Origin of the sequence: Pseudomonas sp. GL-B-26, assembly GCF_019947405.1 — a bacterium.
Taxonomy (GTDB): Bacteria; Pseudomonadota; Gammaproteobacteria; order Pseudomonadales; family Pseudomonadaceae; genus Aquipseudomonas.
The window spans coordinates 26,845-46,337 of record NZ_JAGYGJ010000050.1; the positions used below are offsets into that span (position 1 = coordinate 26,845).

The following is a 19,493-nucleotide window of genomic DNA, read 5'->3' on the forward strand; positions in this document are numbered from 1 at the left end:
GGAGCGGGCTTGCTCGCGAAGCAGGCGACTCGGTCTTTTAGACAGAATCCGGTTGCCGGTTCCAATACTTGAACAACGGCTCCGCCAGAAACAACACAAACAACAGCCGCATCACCTGCATTGCTGTCACCAGCGGCACCGACAACTGCAATGTCTCTGCCGTCAGGCTCATCTCCGCAATCCCGCCGGGCATCATGCCGAGCGTCAGCGAACGCAAATCCAGATGCGTCAGCGCACTCAACCCCAATGCTGCCAACGTGGCGATCAACATGGTCAACACCGTGCCAATCAACGTCCGCCCCATGAATGACGGCGCACGCCGGAAAAACTGCCGATTGAAGTGACACCCCAGCCCGCTGCCAATCAGCCATTGGCCGATCTGGCTGCCGCCGTTGGGCAAACTGATGTGCAGATCCCAGCCAATACTCACCGCCGCACTCACCAGCAACGGCCCGAACAGCCACGGATTGGGTTGATGCAACCGCTGCCAGCCCCAGGCGAGCAGGGCGCCCGCCGGAAACAGAAACGCCAGCCAGCGCCAGTCAACGGAAGTGGCGTGGGCCAGCGGCGCACCGTCACCCAACAAATACTTGAACGCCGCCGGCACACACAGCACCACCACCAACACCCGCAGACTTTGCCCCGCCGCAACACGACTGAGCACCGCGCCGTTACGCGCGCCGAGGTTGACCATCTCCCCGGAGCCGCCCGGCATGCTGGAAAAGAACGCGGTCGCGCGGTCTTCACCGGTGCGCCGCATCAACCAGACCCCGACCACGGCCGACAGGCTGGTGACCAACGCACCGAAGAAGATCAAACCGAAGTGGCTCAGCACCTGCTCCATCACCACCGGGGTGAAATGCAGACCGATCCCGATGCCGACAATCCACTGGCCGCACTTGCGGCCGCCAGGGATTTCCGCCAATTGCCAGGGTGTCAGGCAACGCACCAGGATGATCGCCAGCAACGAGCCGACCATCCACGGCAGTGGCCAGCCGATCTGGCTGGCCAGGTAACCGCCCAGCAGACCGACCAGCGGGGTTCCCCACCAGGCTTTGAAGGGTGTTCGATCAAACATCGGCGATTGCGCGCCGGGCGACCGAACGTTTGCGCCAGATGCGCAGGAGTGGCATTAGCAGCATGATCGCGGTCAGCACCCAGACACCGAAGGTGATCGGGCTCGACCAGAGGATTTCCAGCGCACCGTTGGAAATCGACAGGGCGCGACGCAGGTTTTGCTCCATCAGGCCACCAAGGATGAAGCCCAACAGAACCGGCGACAACGGGAAGTCCAGCTTGCGCAGGATGTAACCGAAGATGCCGATACCGATCATCAGGAACAGGTCGAAGGTGGTGGCGTGCACCGCGTAGACGCCGATCCCGGTAATGATCGCGATCACCGGCACCAGCGCCCAGTTCGGCACGGCAAGGATGCGGGTGAAGATGCGGATCATCGGGATGTTGAGGATCACCAGCATGATGTTGGCGACAAACAACGAAGCGATCAGGCCCCAGACGATGTCGGGTTGCTGTTGGAACAGCAGCGGCCCCGGCGTGATGTTGTACAGCGACAGCGCGCCGATCATCACTGCCGTGGTACCCGAGCCCGGAACGCCGAGGGTCAGCATTGGCACCAGGGCACCGCAGGCAGCGCCACCGATAGCGGTTTCCGGAGCCGCGAGGCCACGCATGTCGCCTTGTCCGAAAGTGCCCTTGGCGCCGGCGATACGTTTCTCGGTCATGTAGGCCACAGCGCTGGCCAACGTCGCGCCGGCACCCGGCAACACGCCCATGATGAAGCCCAGCAAACCGCAACGGATGTTCACCACGAACACCGCCGAGGCTTCCTTGAAGTTGAACATCATGCGCCCGGTGGCTTTCACCGCTTCCTGGCCGCGATGAGTTTTTTCCAGCAGCAGAAGGATTTCACTGATGGAGAACAAGCCCAGTACCAGCACAACGAACTGAATGCCGTCCGTCAAATGGATGTTATCCCCGGTGAAACGGTATACGCCGCTGTTGGCATCGATCCCGACGGTCGATAGAAACAAACCGATCAGCGCGGCGATAAAGGTCTTTAGTGGTCGGTCGCCGGCCATGCCGCCGAGACAGACAATCGCGAACACCATCAGCACGAAATACTCTGCCGGTCCAAAGGCAATCGCCCATTTCGCCAGCAGCGGGGCGAACAGCACCATGCCGCAGGTGGCGATGAACGCACCGATGAACGAACTCCACGCCGACAACGACAGTGCTACACCGGCCAGGCCTTTGCGGGCCATCGGGTAACCGTCGAGGGTGGTCATGACGGTGGAGGCTTCGCCCGGAATGTTCAGCAGGATCGAACTGATCCGGCCGCCGTATTCGCAGCCCAGGTACACCGCCGCCAGCAGAATCAGCGCCGACTCCGGTGGCAGGCCGAGGGCGAATGCGATCGGGATCAACAGCGCCACGCCGTTGATCGGGCCCAGGCCCGGCAACAGCCCGACGACCGTGCCGATCAGGGTGCCGCATAGCGCGGTTACCAGGTTATACGGGCTCAGCGCGACGCCGAAGCCCTGACCCAAATAGCCAAGAGTATCCATATCAGTTCTCCAGAACGTCGAGCACGCCCAGCGGCAGTGGCACGTCCATCACCTTGTCGAACAGCAGATAAAGACCGATAGCCATCAGGCTGATGATCACCGTACTGGGCAGCCAGCGGCCGCCATACAGGCGTGCCATAGGGATCCCGATCAGAATGCTGGCGACGATGAAACCAAGGGGTTCGAAGGCCCCGGCGAACACCAGCAACAGCAGCACGCAGATGCCGATTTTGATCAGGGTTTCGCGGTCCAGTTTCGGGTCGTCGTCGCTGTGCACGATCGGCGTCGGCCGAAACACCATGTACAGCAAAGCCAGCCCCATCAGGCCGAGCATCAACAATGGAAAGGCTCGAGGCCCCACCGGTTCGTAGGAAAATGCCGCTTGATACGGCCACGCCATCAGCGCCAGGCCAACACAGGCCAGCAACAGCACCGCAGCAAAAATGCGTTGTAAGAGCATGGGAAACTCCTGTGCCGCAGCCCTCCAGAACGGGGGCCGCAGCCGCTAGACAGAGGCGATCACTGAATCAGGCCGAACTCTTTGGCCAGCACTTTGTAATCGGCGACCTGCTTTTTCACGTAGGTGTCCAGCTCCGGGCCGGTCATGGCGAACGGGAACAGTTCACGCTGATCGCGCAACTTGGCGAACTCTTCGGAAGCCAGCAGCTTGTCGAAAGCGTCTTTCCACCAGGCGTAGTCTTCGTCGCTGACCTTTGGCCCGAGGTAGAAGCCGCGAACCACCGGCCAGACGATGTCGTAGCCTTGCTCTTTGGCGGTCGGGATGTCTTTCATTTCCGGCTCGTCCAGACGCTTCTCGGAGAACACGGCCAGCAGGCGCATGTCACCGCTCTGGATGTGCGGCATGGAGTCGGAGATGTCGGTGCTGCCGACCTGGATGTGGCCGCCGAGCAGGGCGGTGGCGATTTCACCGCCGCCTTCGAGGGCGACGTAACGCAGGTCGCGCGGGTTGATCCCGGCAGCCTTGGCGATCAGGGCGGTCTGCATCCAGTCCTGGCTGCCGACGGTGCCGCCGGAGCCGATCACCACTTTGCTCGGATCTTTCTTCAACGCCTGAACCAGATCGTCCAGGGTCTTGTAGGGCGAATCGCTTTTCACCGCGATGGCGCCGTAGCTTGTTCCAACTGCGGCCAGCCAGCGCACGGCGTTTTCATCGAAACGACCGAACTTGCCTTGGGCCAGGTTCAACAGCGAGCCGCTGGACCACGCCACCAGCGTGCCGGCATCGGCCGGACGCTGGGCGACCACCGCGTTGTACGCCACCGCGCCAACACCGCCGGGCATGTAGGTCACGCGCATCGGTTTGGTCAGCAGTTTTTCGTTGACCAGCGCGCTTTGCGCCAGTTTGCAGGTCAGGTCGAAACCGCCGCCGGGCGAGGCCGGGGCGATGCATTCCGGGCGTTTGGGTTCGGCGAGCAATTGGCCGGCGAACAGCAGGGCGCTGGCGGTGAGAGCAACTTTACGCATTGATAGGTTCATTCAAGTCTCCTTGGGAGTTGTTGTTATAGGTGTACTGAATTACCAAAGGGCAACGCTATAGCTCACCAGCAGACGCACTTCATCGGCATCGCGAGCGGAGTAGTTGGAACGGTAAGTGGCATTACGCAGGCGCACGGCGACATCCTTGAGCGCGCCGCTTTGTACGACGTATTTGATTTCGGTGTTGCGTTCCCACTCTTTGCCTTCGTCACCGTTCTTGAGCTTGATGTTGTCACCGCTCACGTAACGGCTCATGAAACTCAGGCCGGGAACCCCAAGCCTGGCGAAGTCAAAGTCGTAACGTGCCTGCCAGGAGTGTTCTTCGGCGCCGGCAAAGTCGTTGATCTGAACGAAGTTGACCAGGTACGGGTCACTGCCATCGACATAAGGGAACGCGCTGTCGCCGGACATGTGCTGATAGCCGGCGCTGAATTTATGCCCGCTCAAGGCGTAGCTCACCAAGCCGTTGAGGGATTTGTTGTCGATCTTGCCGCCGCGGGCCTCGCCCTGGTCATCACTGATGGCCAGGCGCAGATCGGTGCCGAAAGTGCCGGGGCCGAACGGTTGCGAAGCGACAACACCGAGGAAGTGCTGGTTGTAGACTTCATCAAGTTGCGCGAAGTGGTAGCTGCCGGTGATTTTGTCGGTGAACTTGTAGTCCAGGCCGCCAAAGTCGAAATGCTTGCCGGCTACGGTGCCAGCGAAGCGGCTGTTCTTGTTGTTGAGGGCGATGTCCTCGAAGTCGGTGCTGTCGCGGTCCTTGGCTTTCTCCAGGCGCCCGCCGGTGAAGGTCAGGTTCTTGATCTCTTTGGAGGTCAGCAGGCCGCCTTCAAAGGTCTGCGGCAGAATGCGCCCGTCGTTGGCTTTGAGGATCGGCAGTTCCGGAATCAGGCTGCCGATTTTAAGTTCCGTGGCGGAGATTTTCACTTTGCCGGTCAGGCCAAGCTTGGAGTACTCATCGGCCGCGCGGCCGTCGTCATGGGTTGGCAACAGGCCGGTGCCGGTGCGGTCCGGACTTGAATCGAGTTTTACCCCCAGCATACCCAGTGCATCGACACCGAACCCCACGGTGCCGTCGGTGTAACCCGATTGCAGGTTGAGCATGAACCCCTGAGCCCATTCGTCCCGCTTGGATTGCTGGGCGCTGGTACCGTCGCGAAAGTCGCGGTTGAAATACATGTTGCGGGTTTCGAAGGTTGCCGTACTGTCTTCGAAGAAGGCAGCCTGACTCAACGGCGAAAAGCCGGCGAGGGCGGCGGCACAGGTAAGGGCGGTGTGGCTGAAGCGGGAAAAGCGAGCAGGCGGGCAAGCCTGTAGCTGCATGGACAGCATCTTGAAGTACTCCGTTTATTGTTCTTATTGGCGAAAACGCTTCGAGGCGTTTTTCGTACGCTATGTGCGGTAGCGACGGGCAGTCGAAGCTGTCCGTGGCTGGACTCTAACCGGCCAACCTTTCGCTAACCTTTCAGAAGACTTTCACGGTTTTCGGGCTTCACAGCGGCGGTTGCGGCTGTAAACTCCGCGCCAAAGAATGGCGTCGACCATCCCTGAATGAGGTAAAGATCCATGCGTGTTCTGCTCGTCGAAGACCATCTGCAGCTCGCCGAAAGTGTCGCTCAGGCGCTCAAGAGCACCGGGTTGACCGTGGATGTGCTGCACGACGGCGTGGCGGCCGACCTGGCGTTGAGCAGCGAGGAATACGCCATGGCGATCCTCGACGTCGGCCTGCCGCGCATGGATGGCTTCGAAGTGCTGGCGCGCCTGCGGGCGCGGGGCAAGAACCTGCCGGTGTTGATGTTGACCGCCCGCAGCGACGTCAAGGATCGGGTCCACGGCCTGAACCTTGGCGCTGACGATTACCTGGCCAAACCTTTCGAACTGACCGAACTCGAGGCCCGGGTCAAAGCCTTGCTGCGCCGCAGTGTGCTCGGCGGTGAACGCCTGCAGCGCTGCGGTGTGCTGGCTTATGACCTGGACACTCGGCGCTTCACCCTCGGCGAAGAGTTGCTGACCCTGACCTCCCGCGAGCAGGCCGTGCTCGAAGCCCTGATCGCCCGGCCCGGTCGGGTGATGAGCAAGGAGCAACTGGCCTCGCAAGTCTTCGGTCTGGACGAAGAGGCCAGCCCCGACGCCATCGAGATCTATGTCCATCGCCTGCGCAAGAAGCTCGATGGCCAACCGGTCGTCATCGTGACCTTCCGCGGTCTCGGCTACTTGCTGGAAAGCCGCGATGCATAAGCCCAGCAGCCTGCGCTGGCGGTTGCTGTGGAATCTGGCGTTGTTGCTGGTGGTGTTGATGCTGGCCAGTGGTTTGAGCGCTTACTGGAACGGTCGCGAAGCTGCCGACACCGCCTATGACCGGACCTTGCTGGCCTCGGCGCGGACTATCGCCGCCGGTGTCTCCCAGCGCGACGGCTCGCTGAGCGCTGATGTGCCGTACGTGGCCCTCGATACTTTTGCGTACGACAGCGCGGGACGGATTTTTTACCTGGTCAACGACATCAATCAGAAGCTGATCTCGGGCTACGAAAACCTGCCACCGCCGCCGCCGGGAACGCCGCGCACCGATGACTATCCGGCACTGGCGCGTTTCTATAACGCCAAGTACCAGGGGCAGAACGTACGTGTGGTGAGCCTGCTCAAACCCGTGAGTGATCCGAACATGAACGGCATGGCGGAAATCCGCGTGGCGGAAACCGATGAAGCGCGGGTCAGCATGGCCCGCAGCCTGGCAACTGACACGTTGCTGCGTCTGGGCATGCTGGCGGTGGGTGCGTTGTTGCTGGTGTGGTTTGCGGTCAGCGCCGCGTTGCGTCCGCTGGAACGCTTGCGCACTGCGGTGGAAGAGCGTCAGTCGGACGATCTGCGGCCGTTGCCGTTGGTGGAAGTGCAGCACGAATTATGGCCGCTGGTGCGCGCGCTCAATCACTTCACCGAGCGCCTGCGCGGGCAGTTCGAGCGTCAGGCGCAGTTCATCGCCGATGCCGCCCATGAGCTGCGTACTCCCCTGGCGGCACTCAAGGCACGACTGGAGCTGGGTTTGCGCTCGACCGAACCTGAAACCTGGCGCAGCACATTGGAAACCGCTGCCCAAGGCACGGATCGTTTGACCCACCTTGCCAATCAACTGCTCTCGCTGGCACGGGTTGAAAATGGTGCCCGGGCCATCGCCGAGGGCGGCGCGCAGTTACTTGATCTCAGTCAGCTGGCTCGCGAACTCGGCATGGCCATGGCGCCGCTCGCCCACGCGCGCGGTGTGGCGCTGGCGCTGGAAGCGGACGAGCCGGTGTGGTTGCGCGGCGAGCCAACGCTGTTGAACGAACTGTTGAGCAATCTGGTGGATAACGCGCTGGCCCATACGCCGCCGGGTGGCAACGTGATTCTTCGGGTCACGGCACCGGCCGTGTTGGAGGTCGAGGACGATGGCCCAGGCATTCCTCTTGAAGAGCGCGATCGGGTATTCGAGCGCTTTTATCGGCGCAACCAGCAGGTGGCCGGTTCGGGGTTGGGATTGGCGATTGTTGGCGAGATCTGCCGCGCACACCTGGCTCAAATCAGCCTGCACGATGGCGAACAGGCCGGGTTGAAGGTGCGGGTGAGTTTTATCGCCGGGTAGTTTTGTGGTGTCTGGACTGACCCCTTCGCGAGCAAGCCCGCTCCCACATTTGATCGCATTTTTCCATGAAGAACTCGGTCAAGCGTGGGAGCGGGCTTGCTCGCGAAGGGCGCGCTACGGTCTCGACTAATAAAACATCGACCGCGACTCTTCCAGATCGCGGCACATCCCCTCGTTCTCCGGATCAATCCCCAGCTTTTTGAACGCCGGCACGTTGAATACGTCGATACGCGAGAGGGGATGGTCGGTGTCCTTGTGGCAATACAGGCTGGCCACCTGCACCAGATCGACATAGTCGACCCGCTCGGAGTGTCGATTGAAGTCCAGATAAAGCCCCGGCACCTGTACCAGCATCTCCGGAAACTCCCAGACCCTGAGCAGTTTGTCGCCGAGCAGTGGATGAATGTGATCAATCACATGGTTGAGGCTGACCGGGTCAGCCAGCAGTTCATAGTGATCTTCGGCGTAGGTCAGGATCGGCAACACACCGATCTGATGCACCAGTCCGCCAAGGGCTGCCTGATCGGGCTTGAGTTGCGTGTACCTGCGGCACAATGCATAGCTGATCCCGGCGATTTCCAGGCTTTTGCGCCAGACATCGCGCATTTTCTGCTCCACCACTTCGGAGCGGGCATGGAAAATCTGTTCCATGACCAGACCGATGGCCAGGTTGCTGCTGTAGTTGATGCCCAATCGAGTGATTGCCGTGTGCAGGTCAGTGACTTCCTGGGTCGCGCGCAACAGCGGGCTATTGACCACTTTGATCAGACGCGCCGACAGCGCGGTATCGCGGCCGATCACTTTGCTCAGGGTGCTGACACTGATTTCCGGGTCTTCAGCGGCCTTGCGAATCTGCAGGGCCACTTCCGGTAACGTTGGCAGAACCAGGTCATCGTTATCGATGGCCTCAACCAAATCCTGTTGGACCTTTTCCGCCAGCTCACTCATTTCGTTTCTCTAGGTATTGCGACAAATGCTGCTGTTAACGCTGGATTTCGCGATCGCGATCCAGTTCGTAAGGCAGGTCGAGCAGGTGCAGGGCTGGCCCTTCGAGCGCGCCCAGATGGATATCACCCCCTTCCGCTGCTTCGGCTTGCAGCACGGCCAGGAGCTCAATGTTTTGCCCTGCGTTGGCGGCCAGCACCACTTCGCCGATAGAGCTGCCGTGGGTAGGGGAAAACAATTGTGTGCCAGGTTCAGGCAACTCGTTGGCATCCAGTGTCAGGCGATACAAGCGGCGCTTGAGTTTGCCCAGGTACTGCATGCGCGCGACGATTTCCTGGCCGGTGTAGCAGCCTTTCTTGAAGCTCACGCCACCCACGGCTTGCAGATTGAGCATCTGCGGGATGAACAACTCGCGAGTGCTCGGCATGACCTGACCGATCCCTGCGCGGATTTGGCCCAACAGCCATTGATTCAGATCGCCTTCGGCCAATACGGCGGACAGCTTGCCCTTGATAAGGTCGGCCTGGTCGGCGGCGACCCAGAGTTCGGCGCGGTCCGGCGAGACGCGAATGGCGATCAAGCCGTCATTGCGCGCGACGCTGTCGGTGTCGGTCGGAAGCTCAAGACCGAGGCTGATCAGTGCCGCATCGCCATGGTCCATGCCGAAGCGGACCCAGGCGGCGCTTTCGTCGGTCAGTTTGGATTTGGAAAATACCGCGTACTTTTTCAGGTCCGCCAGTTGCGGTTCCAGCAGTTCGGTGGCCATGGCCATCAGAACGCCGTCGCCTTCCAGCAGGATGCGGAAACTCGACTGCATCCGGCCCTTTTGCGTGCAGCGGGCGCCGAGGCTGGCCTGGGTGTCACTCAGGTAATTGAGGTTGCAGGTCAATTGGCCTTGCAGGAATTTGCTCGCGTCCGCGCCGCGTACTGCGAGAACGCCTTCGTGAGACAGGGTGCAGAAAAAAGCAGAATCGGCCATGGGTCATCGCAGGGTAAAGAGTCTGGGGGACATCATAAGGGGGCGCTCTTGAAATGGGTAGTTCACAAAGGATCGTTGGTGGTCGACCAAAGCCGAGTGTTCGACTCTGCCTGGGGCTGTATACTTGCCGCCTATTTGAGGAGCGCTCCATGGTCGAAGATGTTGAACTGAATCGCCTCTACTGGCACAGCCGCCGCGGCATGCTTGAGCTTGACGTGTTGCTGGTACCGTTCGTGAAAGAGGTCTATCCGCACCTCAATGATGTCGACCGCGATTGCTACCGCAAGCTGCTCGAATGCGAAGATCAGGACATGTTCGGCTGGTTCATGGAACGTGCCGAATCGGAAGATCCGGAGCTTCAGCGCATGGTTCGCATGATCCTGGATCGTGTCCAGCCCAAGTAATGCGTTCGAATGCCGCTGGCATGCCTCACGGCAATTGCTGGCGGCGTATCTTCTGGCCCAGCTGTTCGCGCTGGGTTCGCTGTGCCTTCTCTCTATTCCGGTCTGGGCCTGCCTGCTCGGCGCTTTTTGCTGTCTGGCTCACGGCGCTTGGGCGTTACCGCGACAGATTCTGCTGACACACCCAAGGGCATTTCGCGGCTTGCGTCGCAATGCCGATGGCTGGCAGTTGTGGAATCAGGAGGAGGGTTGGCAATCGGTGCAGCTACGACCGGACAGCCTGGCGCTACCTTTGCTTGTTGTGCTGCGTTTTCGGCTGCGGGGTGAACGGCGGATCAGGGCGGTTTGTGTGCCCCGTGACTCGCAGGCGTCCGATCTGCACCGGCGCCTGCGGGTTCGGCTCACGTTCAGTCGACGTAGGTGGGCGGCACCAGAATAGTGTCCAGGGCAACCGGCAGCATGTTCGGATAGTCGAGGGTGTAATGCAGGCCGCGACTTTCCTTGCGTTCCATGGCTGACTGGATCATCAGCTCGGCCACTTGGGCCAGGTTACGCAGTTCGATCAAATCCCGACTGACCTTGTAGTTGCTGTAGAACTCGTCGATTTCGTCCAGCAACAGACGCACGCGGTGCTGTGCCCGTTGCAAGCGCTTGTTGGTGCGCACAATGCCGACGTAGTCCCACATGAATCGCCGCAGTTCGTCCCAGTTGTGCGCAATGATCACGTCCTCATCGGAGTCGGTGACCTGGCTCGCATCCCAGACGGGCAGGGCGATCGGAATCGAAACTTGCGGCAGTTGCTCAAGAATGTCCGCCGCCGCCGAACGCGCGTAAACGAAACACTCCAGCAACGAGTTGCTGGCCATGCGGTTGGCGCCGTGCAGGCCGGTGAAGCTGGTTTCGCCAATGGCATATAGCCCCGGCACGTCGGTGCGACCCTGCTGATCGACCATAACGCCGCCGCACGTGTAGTGCGCCGCTGGAACCACCGGAATCGGTTGCTTGGTGATGTCGATGGAGAATTCGAGGCAGCGTTCGTACACCGTCGGGAAGTGAGTCTTGATGAACGCTTCCGGCTTGTGGCTGATGTCCAGATAGACACAATCGACGCCCAGGCGCTTCATTTCATGGTCGATGGCCCGGGCGACGATGTCGCGCGGGGCCAGCTCGGCGCGAGGGTCGAAGCGTTGCATGAAGCGTTCGCCGTTGGGCAGCTTCAGGTGTGCGCCTTCGCCGCGCAGGGCTTCGGTGATCAGGAAACTCTTGGCTTGCGGGTGATACAGGCACGTGGGGTGGAACTGGTTGAACTCCAGATTCGCCACCCGGCAGCCCGAACGCCAGGCCATGGCAATGCCATCACCGCAGGCGCCGTCGGGGTTGCTGGTATAGAGATAGACCTTTGCTGCGCCGCCCGATGCGAGGATCACAAAGCGAGCGGCGTAGGTGTCGACTTCACCGGTCCCGCGATTGAGGACGTAGGCGCCGAGGCAGCGATCACCTTCAAGGCCCAGGCGCTTTTCGGTGATCAGGTCGACCGCGACTCGCTGCTCCAGCAGTTCGATGTTCGGTCGTTGCCTGGCCTTGTCGAGCAAGGTTCTGAAAATCGCTGCGCCCGTGGCATCGGCGGCATGGATGATACGCCGATGACTGTGACCGCCTTCGCGGGTCAGGTGGAACTCGAATCCGCCATCTTCGGTGCCGGACTGTTCATCGCGGGTGAAAGGCACGCCTTGGTCGATCAGCCATTGAATCGCCTCTTTACTGTGCTCGACAGTAAAGCGCACGGCGTCTTCGTGGCACAGGCCGCCGCCAGCATTGAGGGTGTCCTCGACATGTGATTCAACGGTGTCGGTGTCATCCAGGACGGCAGCGACGCCACCCTGGGCCCAGAAAGTCGAGCCATTGGCGAGGTCGCCTTTGCTCAGTACGGCGATGCGCAAATGACCGGGCAAGGTCAGCGCAAGGCTCAAACCGGCAGCGCCGCTGCCAATGACCAGAACATCGTGTTGAAACTGTTGGCTCATTTCAGGATTCCGCTCAAAGCGACCCGGGTCGGGGTTGGCGCAAGACACCTGGATCGGCGAGTCAAGACAGCCACACAGTCCACTAGTATATAGAGGGGGGGAGCGGCACAATAGCCGAGCACACATGGCATTGTGAAACTACTGTGACGGAAAATACCTGACGCTTCGTCGGATGGTTTTTCGGCCGGTTCGGCGACAAGACGACTGTATCAACGATTTAACAGTCTTTTTCTATTCACGGTTGCACAATGTCGGTCTTGCGCAGCTATAAATATTTGGAACTTTTGCCAAAGGCCCAAGATCAATAGACCGTTGCCTGATTCAAGGGACAGTGTCGGCTTCAACGCGGGATCTGTGAATTGATCCTTGCCGGCGAATCCGATGACAAGATTATTCGCGCAGCCGGGTTCACCCGCGCTGCGCTTTTCGTGCGTGCCAAATCAGAGCCCGCAGGAAACTTGCTTGGAGGGGGAGAACTTTTGCGAAAAGCCCGAGTCTATGTTTGCAAGTCTGGTTGTTTAGTTATGCAAGCCTCCTCCGAGCTTATCGAGGAGTGTTCATGCTAACCCAGGAAGAGGATCAGCAGCTGGTCGAACGCGTTCAGCGCGGCGACAAGCGAGCTTTCGATCTGCTAGTGCTGAAATACCAGCACAAAATTCTCGGGTTGATCGTGCGTTTCGTGCACGACACCCATGAAGCCCAGGATGTGGCGCAGGAAGCCTTTATCAAGGCGTACCGTGCACTTGGAAATTTTCGCGGAGACAGCGCGTTTTATACGTGGCTTTACCGCATCGCCATCAACACGGCGAAAAACTATCTGGTTTCACGCGGCCGTCGGCCGCCGGATAGCGATGTCAGTTCCGAGGATGCAGAGTTCTACGATGGCGATCATGGCCTCAAGGATCTCGAGTCGCCAGAACGTGCATTGCTGCGGGATGAGATCGAAGGCACCGTCCATCGAACCATTCAGCAACTGCCAGAAGATTTGCGTACGGCTTTAACTTTACGTGAATTCGATGGTCTGAGTTACGAGGACATTGCGGCCGTCATGCAGTGTCCGGTGGGTACCGTGCGCTCCCGGATTTTCCGCGCTCGGGAAGCCATCGATAAAGCCCTGCAGCCGTTGTTGCAGGAAAACTGAGACAGCGGCGACAGCCAAGAGAGGAACGCCATGAGTCGTGAAGCCCTGCAGGAATCGCTGTCCGCAGTGATGGATAACGAAGCGGACGAATTGGAATTGCGTCGGGTATTGAATGCCTTTGACGATGTTGAAACCCGTGATACCTGGGCTCGTTATCAAATCGCTCGGGCAGTTATGCACAAGGATTTGCTGCTTCCACGTCTGGATATCGCTGCGGCAGTCTCTGCTGCGCTGGCTGACGAAGCTGTACCTGCAAAAGCCTCCCGTGGTCCATGGCGTAGCCTGGGTCGTCTGGCGGTCGCTGCTTCGGTAACCCTCGCCGTACTGGCAGGTGTTCGTCTGTATAATCAGGACGAGATCGCTGGGGTCGAACTGGCTCAACAATCCAGTCAACCAGGTCTGGCCGTTCCTCAGGTCAAGGGTCCAGCTGTATTAGCAGGCTACAATGAGAGTTCGGAAGCCACTGGCCCTATGGCCAACGGCGTATTGCAAGGTCAGCCAGGCTGGCACGATCAGCGTCTGCCAGGCTACTTGCGCCAACATGCTCAACAAGCTGCACTGAAAGGTACTGAGAGCGCTCTGCCTTACGCTCGTGCAGCAAGTCTGGAAAACCGTTAAGGAGGATCATGCGCGCCATCCCTCTACTTACGCTTCTGCTCGGTGGCTGGTTTGTTGTTCCAGCCCATGCTGATGAAGCCCAGGACTGGTTGACCCGTCTGGGCCAAGCCGAGCAACAGCAAAGCTTTCACGGTACATTCGTCTACGAGCGTAACGGTAGTTTTTCTACCCACAACATCTGGCACCGCGTCCAGGATGGCAAGGTCCGTGAGCGTTTACTCCAGCTCGACGGCTCGGCACAGGAAGTCGTGCGCATTGATGGGCGTACTCAATGCGTCAGCGGCATTCTGATAGCAGGGCTTGGAGATTCCCCCAGCTCCTCTGCTCGTGCACTCGATCCACAAAAGCTAAAGAATTGGTACGACCTTGCCGTTATTGGCAAGTCGCGTGTGGCCGGGCGTGCGGCAGTAATCGTTTCACTGACACCTCGCGATCAACACCGCTACGGTTTTGAATTGCATCTGGATAAAGAATCCGGCCTGCCTCTCAAATCATTGCTTCTGAATGAAAAAGGGCAGTTGCTGGAGCGATTCCAGTTCACGCAACTGGATACCGCCGATGTTCCGTCCGACAGCGACTTGCAGCCTGGCGCCGATTGCAAAACTATTGCCCTCGACAGCGACAAGGCTTCTGCAATCAAGGCAGCCCAAGTATGGCGTTCGGACTGGTTACCACCTGGTTTCGAGTTGACCAGCAGTACCTCCCGCAAGGATCCAGAGACCAAAACTCAAGTCAACAGTCTGATGTATGACGATGGTCTGGCTCGTTTCTCGGTTTTCCTTGAACCGTTGAATGGCGCAACAATTACTGATACTCGCACCCAGTTGGGGCCGACCGTTGCAGTTTCCCGACGCTTGACTACCCCGCAAGGCGAGATGATGGTGACCGTGGTCGGTGAGATTCCGATTGGCACCGCTGAACGGATTGCGCTATCCATGCGCAGCGACGCCACTGCAACCAAGTAGTGAGCTGAAATCGAAATGTTTGGTGAGCATTTCAACTTGCAAATATTCCCGAATTTTTCTATAGGTCAGAGCCCCTCGGCTCTGGCCTTGTTTGTTGTTCCCGGAACAAAAATACCGGCGTATCGTTCCCGGTGTTCCTTGCTCCATATCGCTTAACCATGCTCGTCGTAACGGGAGCCGTATGTCGATACCACGCTTGAAGTCTTATCTCTCTATTTTTGCCACCGTGCTGGTGCTTGGTCAGGCGGTCGCTGTTCAGGCGGCCGAGTTGCCTGACTTCACACAGTTGGTCGAGCAGGCCTCGCCCGCGGTGGTGAACATCAGTACCACGCAGAAACTGCCGGACCGCAAAGTGTCGAGCCAGGAGATGCCTAACCTTGATGACTTGCCGCCGATGCTGCGCGAGTTCTTCGAGCGCGGCATGCCGCCACAGCCTCGTACGCCACGCGGTGATCGTCAACGCGAAGCCCAATCCCTGGGATCGGGCTTCATCATCTCGCCTGATGGCTACATCCTGACCAACAACCATGTAATCGCCGATGCCGACGAAATTCTCGTTCGTCTCGCCGACCGCAGCGAATTGAAGGCCAAGCTGATCGGCACCGATCCACGTTCCGACGTGGCGCTGTTGAAAATCGAAGGCAAGGATCTGCCGGTCCTGAAACTTGGCAAATCCCAGGATCTGAAAGCTGGCCAGTGGGTCGTGGCGATTGGCTCGCCATTCGGCTTCGACCATACCGTGACTCAAGGTATCGTCAGTGCCATCGGTCGCAGTCTGCCGAACGAAAACTATGTGCCGTTCATCCAGACCGACGTGCCGATCAACCCAGGTAACTCCGGTGGTCCGCTGTTCAACCTGGCCGGTGAAGTGGTGGGCATCAACTCGCAGATCTACACCCGTTCCGGCGGCTTCATGGGCGTGTCGTTCGCGATCCCTATCGACGTAGCCATGGACGTTTCCAATCAGCTCAAAAGCGGCGGTAAAGTCAGCCGTGGCTGGTTGGGTGTGGTGATTCAGGAAGTGAACAAGGACCTGGCCGAGTCGTTCGGTCTGGATAAGCCAGCCGGCGCGCTGGTGGCTCAGATCCAGGATGACGGCCCGGCTGCCAAGGGTGGCCTGCAAGTAGGGGACGTGATCCTGAGCATGAACGGTCAACCCATCGTCATGTCCGCTGATCTGCCGCACCTGGTGGGCGCGCTGAAGGCCGGCTCGAAAGCTGATCTGGAAGTGATTCGTGAAGGTAAGCGCAAGAATGTCGAGTTGACAGTCGGCGCAATCCCGGAAGAAGGCAAAGAGTTGGATGCGCTGCCGAAATCCACCACCGAGCGCAGCAGCAACCGGCTGGGTGTTTCCGTGGTCGAGCTGACGGATGAACAGAAGAAAACCTACGACCTCAAAGGCGGCGTCGTCATCAAGGAAGTCCAGGACGGTCCTGCTTCTCTGATTGGCCTGCAGCCAGGCGATGTGATCACTCACCTGAACAATCAGGCAATCGGTTCCACCAAGGAGTTCACGGATATCGCCAAGGCGCTGCCGAAGAACCGCTCGGTGTCGATGCGGGTTCTGCGTCAAGGACACGCCAGCTTCATCACCTTCAAACTGGCTGAATAATCCGGTTGTTGGCTGAATAAAAAACCGCCTCGAAAGAGGCGGTTTTTTTATGTCTGCAATTTTTTCTGACAGGCGTCAGCCCATCATGTCCTTGATCATGCGCTCCTGTTCCATCAGCTCACGTTGCCGTGCGTCGATTCGCGATGACAGCGGGAAGTTGGTGCCTGCCTTGCGCTTGGCGAAATCCAGTTGCTGAATGGCCTGACGGTAATCCCCGACCAGGGCGAAATACTCGGCGCGAGCTTGATGCAGGCCAATGATGTTGCCTGACAGGCCGCGAGTCTCGGCCACCATGTACCAGACGTCCGGATCGTCAGGACGGCTCTTGAGCAGATTCTCCAGCGCTTTTTCCGCGTCGGGCGCACGGTTCTGCTTGAGCAGCAGGTCAACACGCACCGAGTTCAGCGGATAGTTTCCGGGGTACTGCGTCAACATCCGGTCAACCCGGGACTGGGCGTCCGGTAGACGATTGTTGGTAATGTCCAGATCCACCTGCGCCAGGTTGTAGATGATCTCGTTCGGCGACTTGACCAGCAGCAATTTGAGGTTTTCCCGTGCTTCATTCAGCTGGCCGCCCTTGATCTGGGCGATGGCCAGGCCATAGCGAGCGACATCATTTTTCGGGTTTTCATCAAGCTGGGCGCGAAAGCGTTTGGCGCCCAGGCCAGGGGTTTCTTCATAGATCAACTGGACCCGTGCACGAATCAACTGATAACGCATCGTGTCTTCGATGCCGCCGGGTTTTGCCTGTTCGGCGCGGTTGCGGGTGTCAGCGATCCGCGACTCGGTCACCGGGTGAGTCAGCAGAAATTCCGGTGGCTTGGCGTCAAAGCGGTATTGGCGCGCCAATCGCTCGAACATGGTCGGCATCGAGCGCGGGTCGTAACCGGCCTTTTCCAGATTGAGGATGCCGATGCGGTCAGCTTCCTGTTCGTTCTGGCGAGAGAAACGCCGCTGTTCCTGAATGGCCGCCGCCTGCGTGCCTGCAATAGCCGCGATCCCGGCATCGCCGGCGCCAGCTGCGGCAATCACGATCCCAGCCAGCAGCGCGGCCATCATCGGCACCTGCATGCGCTGTTGGGCTTCGACGCCACGGGCGAAGTGGCGCTGCGACAAGTGAGCCAATTCGTGAGCAAGTACCGAGGCGTATTCGCCTTCGGTCTGGGCATTGAGGAACAAGCCGCCGTTAACCCCGACAATGCCGCCCGGTGCCGCGAAGGCGTTGAGTTGCGGGCTGTTGATCAGGATGAACTCCAGGCGCCGGTCATTGACCTGGCTGGTCTCGACCAGCCTGTAGACGCTGGATTCGACGTAGTCCTTGAGCTGTGGATCGTTGAGCTGCGAAACCTGGCTGCGCAACAGCGCCAGCCAGGCACGACCCAACTGATGTTCCTGTTGCGGCGAGACGATGGCAGAACTGGCGTCGCCGAGTGACGGCAGGTCGTCGGCGAAGCCCGGTGAGGCGAGCAGGCAAGCGAGCGTCAGCAGGGTAGGGCGCAAAAAAGTCATGCACAAAGCCTTAGTCGACAAAGACCTTACTGTAGCCGGACACTACGCTTCGGACCAGATATTCTAGCCACTCGACCACCTGCCCCCGGAGTGATGCAATGACCGACGCTGTAGCCCATGACGCCGAGCTCGACGCCAGCGGCCTGAATTGCCCCTTGCCGTTGCTAAAGGCCAAGCTGGAACTCAATCGACTGGCCAGCGGCGCAGTGCTGAAGGTAATTGCCACCGATGCGGGTTCGCAGCGCGACTTCCGCACCTTTGCCCGGTTGGCGGGTCATACGCTGCTTCGTGAAGAAGATGAAGCGGGTGTTTACCGCTACTGGTTGAAAAAAGCCTGAATTCTGCTGCGTTCGTTTCTAAGGATTATTGATGTTCAAAGTGTTACGCGACTGGATTCAGCGCTACTTCTCCGATGAAGAGGCCGTGGTGCTGGCGGTCCTGCTGTTTCTGGCGTTTACCGCCGTGCTGACGCTGGGCGGCATGCTTGCGCCCGTGCTGGCCGGGATGGTGCTGGCGTATCTGATGCAAGGGTTGGTCGTCACTCTCGAACGCCTGCGCATGCCGGGCGGGTTGGCGGTGGGGTTGGTCTTTGCGTTGTTCATGGGGCTATTGCTGGTGTTCATCGTGGTTGTGGTGCCGTTGCTCTGGCATCAGTTGATTACGCTGTTCAACGAGTTACCCGGCATGCTGGCCAAATGGCAGTCGCTGTTGTTGCTGCTGCCCGAGCGCTACCCGCATCTGGTGTCCGATGAGCAGGTGCTGCAGGCCATCGAAGTGGCGCGGGGCGAGATTGGCAAGTTCGGTCAGTGGGCGCTGACGTTCTCGCTGTCGAGTCTGCCGCTGCTGGTGAACATCATGATCTACCTGGTGCTGGTGCCGATCCTGGTGTTTTTCTTTCTCAAGGACCGGGAGATGATTGGCCAGTGGGTGCGTGGTTATTTGCCCCGTGAGCGGGCGCTGATCACCCGCGTCGCTCATGAGATGAACCGTCAGATCGCCAACTATATTCGCGGCAAGGTCATCGAGATTTTCATTTGTGGTGGCGTGACCTACATCGGTTTTGTGGTTCTGGGGCTCAACTACGCAGCGCTGCTGGCATTGCTGGTGGGTGTGTCGGTGGTGGTGCCTTATGTCGGCGCAGTGGTGGTGACCGTGCCGGTCATGCTGATTGCGCTGTTCCAGTGGGGCTGGAGCGATCAGTTCATTTATTTGATGGCGGTCTACGGGATCATCCAGACACTGGACGGCAACGTGCTGGTGCCGCTGTTGTTCTCGGAGGCGGTCAATCTGCATCCGGTGGCGATCATCTGCGCGGTGTTGTTGTTTGGAGGATTGTGGGGCTTTTGGGGTGTGTTCTTTGCGATTCCGCTGGCGACCCTGTTCAAGGCTGTGCTGGACGCCTGGCCGCGCAAAGAGCCGGTGGTGGCACCGTTGCTTTAAATCGGTGGAAATGCAAAAAGATCGCAGCCTGCGGTGTAGTGGTTCAGTTTTTTTGAACCGCTCTGTAGGAGCATTAAGCCGCTTGCTGCTCAAACAGCGCAGGCGGCAGGTGGTTCGAAGCGGAATGGCAACGGCGATGGTTGTAATGTGAGATGAAGCCC

19 protein-coding genes are annotated in these 19,493 nt (G+C 59.3%); 10 read left to right on the forward strand and 9 right to left on the reverse strand.

Annotation, left to right across the window (positions count from 1 at the left end):
* Positions 1-37: 37 nt before the first annotated feature.
* From KGB23_RS25130 to KGB23_RS25150, 5 genes are read right to left on the reverse strand one after another with little or no spacing between them, the layout of a single operon-like run.
* Complete coding sequence (locus KGB23_RS25130; RefSeq protein WP_223432994.1) at positions 38-1,078, reverse strand: AbrB family transcriptional regulator; 1,041 nt, start codon at positions 1,076-1,078, stop codon at positions 38-40.
* A complete protein-coding gene (locus KGB23_RS25135) occupies positions 1,071-2,585 on the reverse strand; it encodes a tripartite tricarboxylate transporter permease (RefSeq protein ID WP_223432995.1) in 1,515 nt (504 codons plus the stop codon). Before KGB23_RS25135 ends, KGB23_RS25130 begins: the two co-directional genes overlap by 8 nt.
* 1 nt (position 2,586) lies before the next feature.
* A complete protein-coding gene (locus KGB23_RS25140; RefSeq protein WP_223432996.1) occupies positions 2,587-3,045 on the reverse strand; it encodes a tripartite tricarboxylate transporter TctB family protein in 459 nt (152 codons plus the stop codon).
* A gap of 59 nt (positions 3,046-3,104) precedes the next feature.
* A complete protein-coding gene (locus KGB23_RS25145) occupies positions 3,105-4,082 on the reverse strand; it encodes a Bug family tripartite tricarboxylate transporter substrate binding protein (protein ID WP_150654967.1) in 978 nt (325 codons plus the stop codon).
* A gap of 39 nt (positions 4,083-4,121) precedes the next feature.
* Positions 4,122-5,414 (reverse strand): OprD family porin, encoded by a 1,293-nt coding sequence (locus KGB23_RS25150; RefSeq protein WP_223432997.1) that lies wholly within the window; start codon positions 5,412-5,414, stop codon positions 4,122-4,124.
* A 234-nt stretch (positions 5,415-5,648) separates the two neighbouring features.
* Between KGB23_RS25150 and KGB23_RS25155 the strand changes: the two genes are divergently transcribed.
* Positions 5,649-6,320: a response regulator gene (locus tag KGB23_RS25155; RefSeq protein ID WP_008153060.1), complete on the forward strand. Its 672-nt coding sequence runs from the start codon at positions 5,649-5,651 to the stop codon at positions 6,318-6,320.
* Positions 6,313-7,698 (forward strand): sensor histidine kinase, encoded by a 1,386-nt coding sequence (locus tag KGB23_RS25160; RefSeq protein ID WP_223432998.1) that lies wholly within the window; start codon positions 6,313-6,315, stop codon positions 7,696-7,698. The genes KGB23_RS25155 and KGB23_RS25160 overlap by 8 nt, the downstream gene beginning before the upstream one ends.
* 126 nt (positions 7,699-7,824) lie before the next feature.
* Here KGB23_RS25160 and KGB23_RS25165 read toward each other — a convergent pair whose 3' ends face one another.
* Both KGB23_RS25165 and KGB23_RS25170 read right to left on the reverse strand, forming a co-directional pair.
* A complete protein-coding gene (locus tag KGB23_RS25165) occupies positions 7,825-8,646 on the reverse strand; it encodes an HDOD domain-containing protein (protein ID WP_150654970.1) in 822 nt (273 codons plus the stop codon).
* A 34-nt stretch (positions 8,647-8,680) separates the two neighbouring features.
* A complete protein-coding gene (locus tag KGB23_RS25170) occupies positions 8,681-9,622 on the reverse strand; it encodes a YgfZ/GcvT domain-containing protein (RefSeq protein ID WP_223432999.1) in 942 nt (313 codons plus the stop codon).
* A 149-nt stretch (positions 9,623-9,771) separates the two neighbouring features.
* Here KGB23_RS25170 and KGB23_RS25175 point away from each other — a divergent pair, with 149 nt between their 5' ends.
* A complete protein-coding gene (locus tag KGB23_RS25175) occupies positions 9,772-10,026 on the forward strand; it encodes a succinate dehydrogenase assembly factor 2 (protein WP_007944081.1) in 255 nt (84 codons plus the stop codon).
* On the forward strand, positions 10,010-10,462 hold the full coding sequence (locus KGB23_RS25180) for a protein YgfX (RefSeq protein ID WP_223433000.1): 453 nt from the start codon (positions 10,010-10,012) through the stop codon (positions 10,460-10,462). The genes KGB23_RS25175 and KGB23_RS25180 overlap by 17 nt, the downstream gene beginning before the upstream one ends.
* Here KGB23_RS25180 and nadB read toward each other — a convergent pair.
* On the reverse strand, positions 10,431-12,047 hold the full coding sequence (gene nadB / locus KGB23_RS25185; protein WP_150654973.1) for an L-aspartate oxidase: 1,617 nt from the start codon (positions 12,045-12,047) through the stop codon (positions 10,431-10,433). The genes KGB23_RS25180 and nadB overlap by 32 nt on opposite strands.
* A 559-nt stretch (positions 12,048-12,606) precedes the next feature.
* On the opposite strand from nadB, the gene rpoE reads away from it, so the two are divergent.
* The 4 genes from rpoE to KGB23_RS25205 all read left to right on the forward strand — a co-directional run bounded on the left by rpoE (position 12,607) and on the right by KGB23_RS25205 (position 16,383).
* A complete protein-coding gene (gene rpoE, locus KGB23_RS25190; protein WP_007944079.1) occupies positions 12,607-13,188 on the forward strand; it encodes an RNA polymerase sigma factor RpoE in 582 nt (193 codons plus the stop codon).
* A gap of 30 nt (positions 13,189-13,218) precedes the next feature.
* Positions 13,219-13,806, forward strand: coding sequence for a sigma-E factor negative regulatory protein (locus tag KGB23_RS25195; protein WP_033054066.1), 588 nt, complete (start codon positions 13,219-13,221; stop codon positions 13,804-13,806).
* Between the two features lie 8 nt (positions 13,807-13,814).
* Positions 13,815-14,771, forward strand: a complete 957-nt coding sequence (locus KGB23_RS25200; protein ID WP_223433001.1) for a MucB/RseB C-terminal domain-containing protein — start codon at positions 13,815-13,817, stop codon at positions 14,769-14,771.
* 181 nt (positions 14,772-14,952) lie between these two features.
* Complete coding sequence (locus KGB23_RS25205) at positions 14,953-16,383, forward strand: DegQ family serine endoprotease (RefSeq protein ID WP_223433002.1); 1,431 nt, start codon at positions 14,953-14,955, stop codon at positions 16,381-16,383.
* Between the two features lie 75 nt (positions 16,384-16,458).
* On the opposite strand, the gene KGB23_RS25210 is transcribed toward KGB23_RS25205, so the two are convergent.
* The gene (locus KGB23_RS25210) at positions 16,459-17,892 is read right to left on the reverse strand and encodes a M48 family metalloprotease (protein ID WP_223433003.1); all 1,434 of its coding nucleotides are present in this window, start codon (positions 17,890-17,892) and stop codon (positions 16,459-16,461) included.
* Between the two features lie 98 nt (positions 17,893-17,990).
* On the opposite strand from KGB23_RS25210, the gene KGB23_RS25215 reads away from it, so the two are divergent.
* Positions 17,991-18,230 carry a sulfurtransferase TusA family protein gene (locus tag KGB23_RS25215; protein WP_020300476.1) on the forward strand — a complete coding sequence of 80 codons (240 nt, stop codon included), beginning with the start codon at positions 17,991-17,993 and terminating at the stop codon, positions 18,228-18,230.
* Between the two features lie 31 nt (positions 18,231-18,261).
* Positions 18,262-19,332, forward strand: coding sequence for an AI-2E family transporter (locus KGB23_RS25220; RefSeq protein WP_223433004.1), 1,071 nt, complete (start codon positions 18,262-18,264; stop codon positions 19,330-19,332).
* The last annotated feature ends 161 nt before the right edge of the window (positions 19,333-19,493 follow it).

Coding starts and splice junctions, on each gene's coding strand:
- KGB23_RS25130 (WP_223432994.1), bottom strand. CDS start 1,078: ATGTTTGATCGAACACCCTTCAAAGCCTGGTGGGGAACCCCGCTGGTC.
- KGB23_RS25135 (WP_223432995.1), bottom strand. CDS start 2,585: ATGGATACTCTTGGCTATTTGGGTCAGGGCTTCGGCGTCGCGCTGAGC.
- KGB23_RS25140 (WP_223432996.1), bottom strand. CDS start 3,045: ATGCTCTTACAACGCATTTTTGCTGCGGTGCTGTTGCTGGCCTGTGTT.
- KGB23_RS25145 (WP_150654967.1), bottom strand. CDS start 4,082: ATGAACCTATCAATGCGTAAAGTTGCTCTCACCGCCAGCGCCCTGCTG.
- KGB23_RS25150 (WP_223432997.1), bottom strand. CDS start 5,414: ATGCTGTCCATGCAGCTACAGGCTTGCCCGCCTGCTCGCTTTTCCCGC.
- KGB23_RS25155 (WP_008153060.1), top strand. CDS start 5,649: ATGCGTGTTCTGCTCGTCGAAGACCATCTGCAGCTCGCCGAAAGTGTC.
- KGB23_RS25160 (WP_223432998.1), top strand. CDS start 6,313: ATGCATAAGCCCAGCAGCCTGCGCTGGCGGTTGCTGTGGAATCTGGCG.
- KGB23_RS25165 (WP_150654970.1), bottom strand. CDS start 8,646: ATGAGTGAGCTGGCGGAAAAGGTCCAACAGGATTTGGTTGAGGCCATC.
- KGB23_RS25170 (WP_223432999.1), bottom strand. CDS start 9,622: ATGGCCGATTCTGCTTTTTTCTGCACCCTGTCTCACGAAGGCGTTCTC.
- KGB23_RS25175 (WP_007944081.1), top strand. CDS start 9,772: ATGGTCGAAGATGTTGAACTGAATCGCCTCTACTGGCACAGCCGCCGC.
- nadB (WP_150654973.1), bottom strand. CDS start 12,047: ATGAGCCAACAGTTTCAACACGATGTTCTGGTCATTGGCAGCGGCGCT.
- rpoE (WP_007944079.1), top strand. CDS start 12,607: ATGCTAACCCAGGAAGAGGATCAGCAGCTGGTCGAACGCGTTCAGCGC.
- KGB23_RS25195 (WP_033054066.1), top strand. CDS start 13,219: ATGAGTCGTGAAGCCCTGCAGGAATCGCTGTCCGCAGTGATGGATAAC.
- KGB23_RS25200 (WP_223433001.1), top strand. CDS start 13,815: ATGCGCGCCATCCCTCTACTTACGCTTCTGCTCGGTGGCTGGTTTGTT.
- KGB23_RS25205 (WP_223433002.1), top strand. CDS start 14,953: ATGTCGATACCACGCTTGAAGTCTTATCTCTCTATTTTTGCCACCGTG.
- KGB23_RS25210 (WP_223433003.1), bottom strand. CDS start 17,892: ATGACTTTTTTGCGCCCTACCCTGCTGACGCTCGCTTGCCTGCTCGCC.
- KGB23_RS25215 (WP_020300476.1), top strand. CDS start 17,991: ATGACCGACGCTGTAGCCCATGACGCCGAGCTCGACGCCAGCGGCCTG.
- KGB23_RS25220 (WP_223433004.1), top strand. CDS start 18,262: ATGTTCAAAGTGTTACGCGACTGGATTCAGCGCTACTTCTCCGATGAA.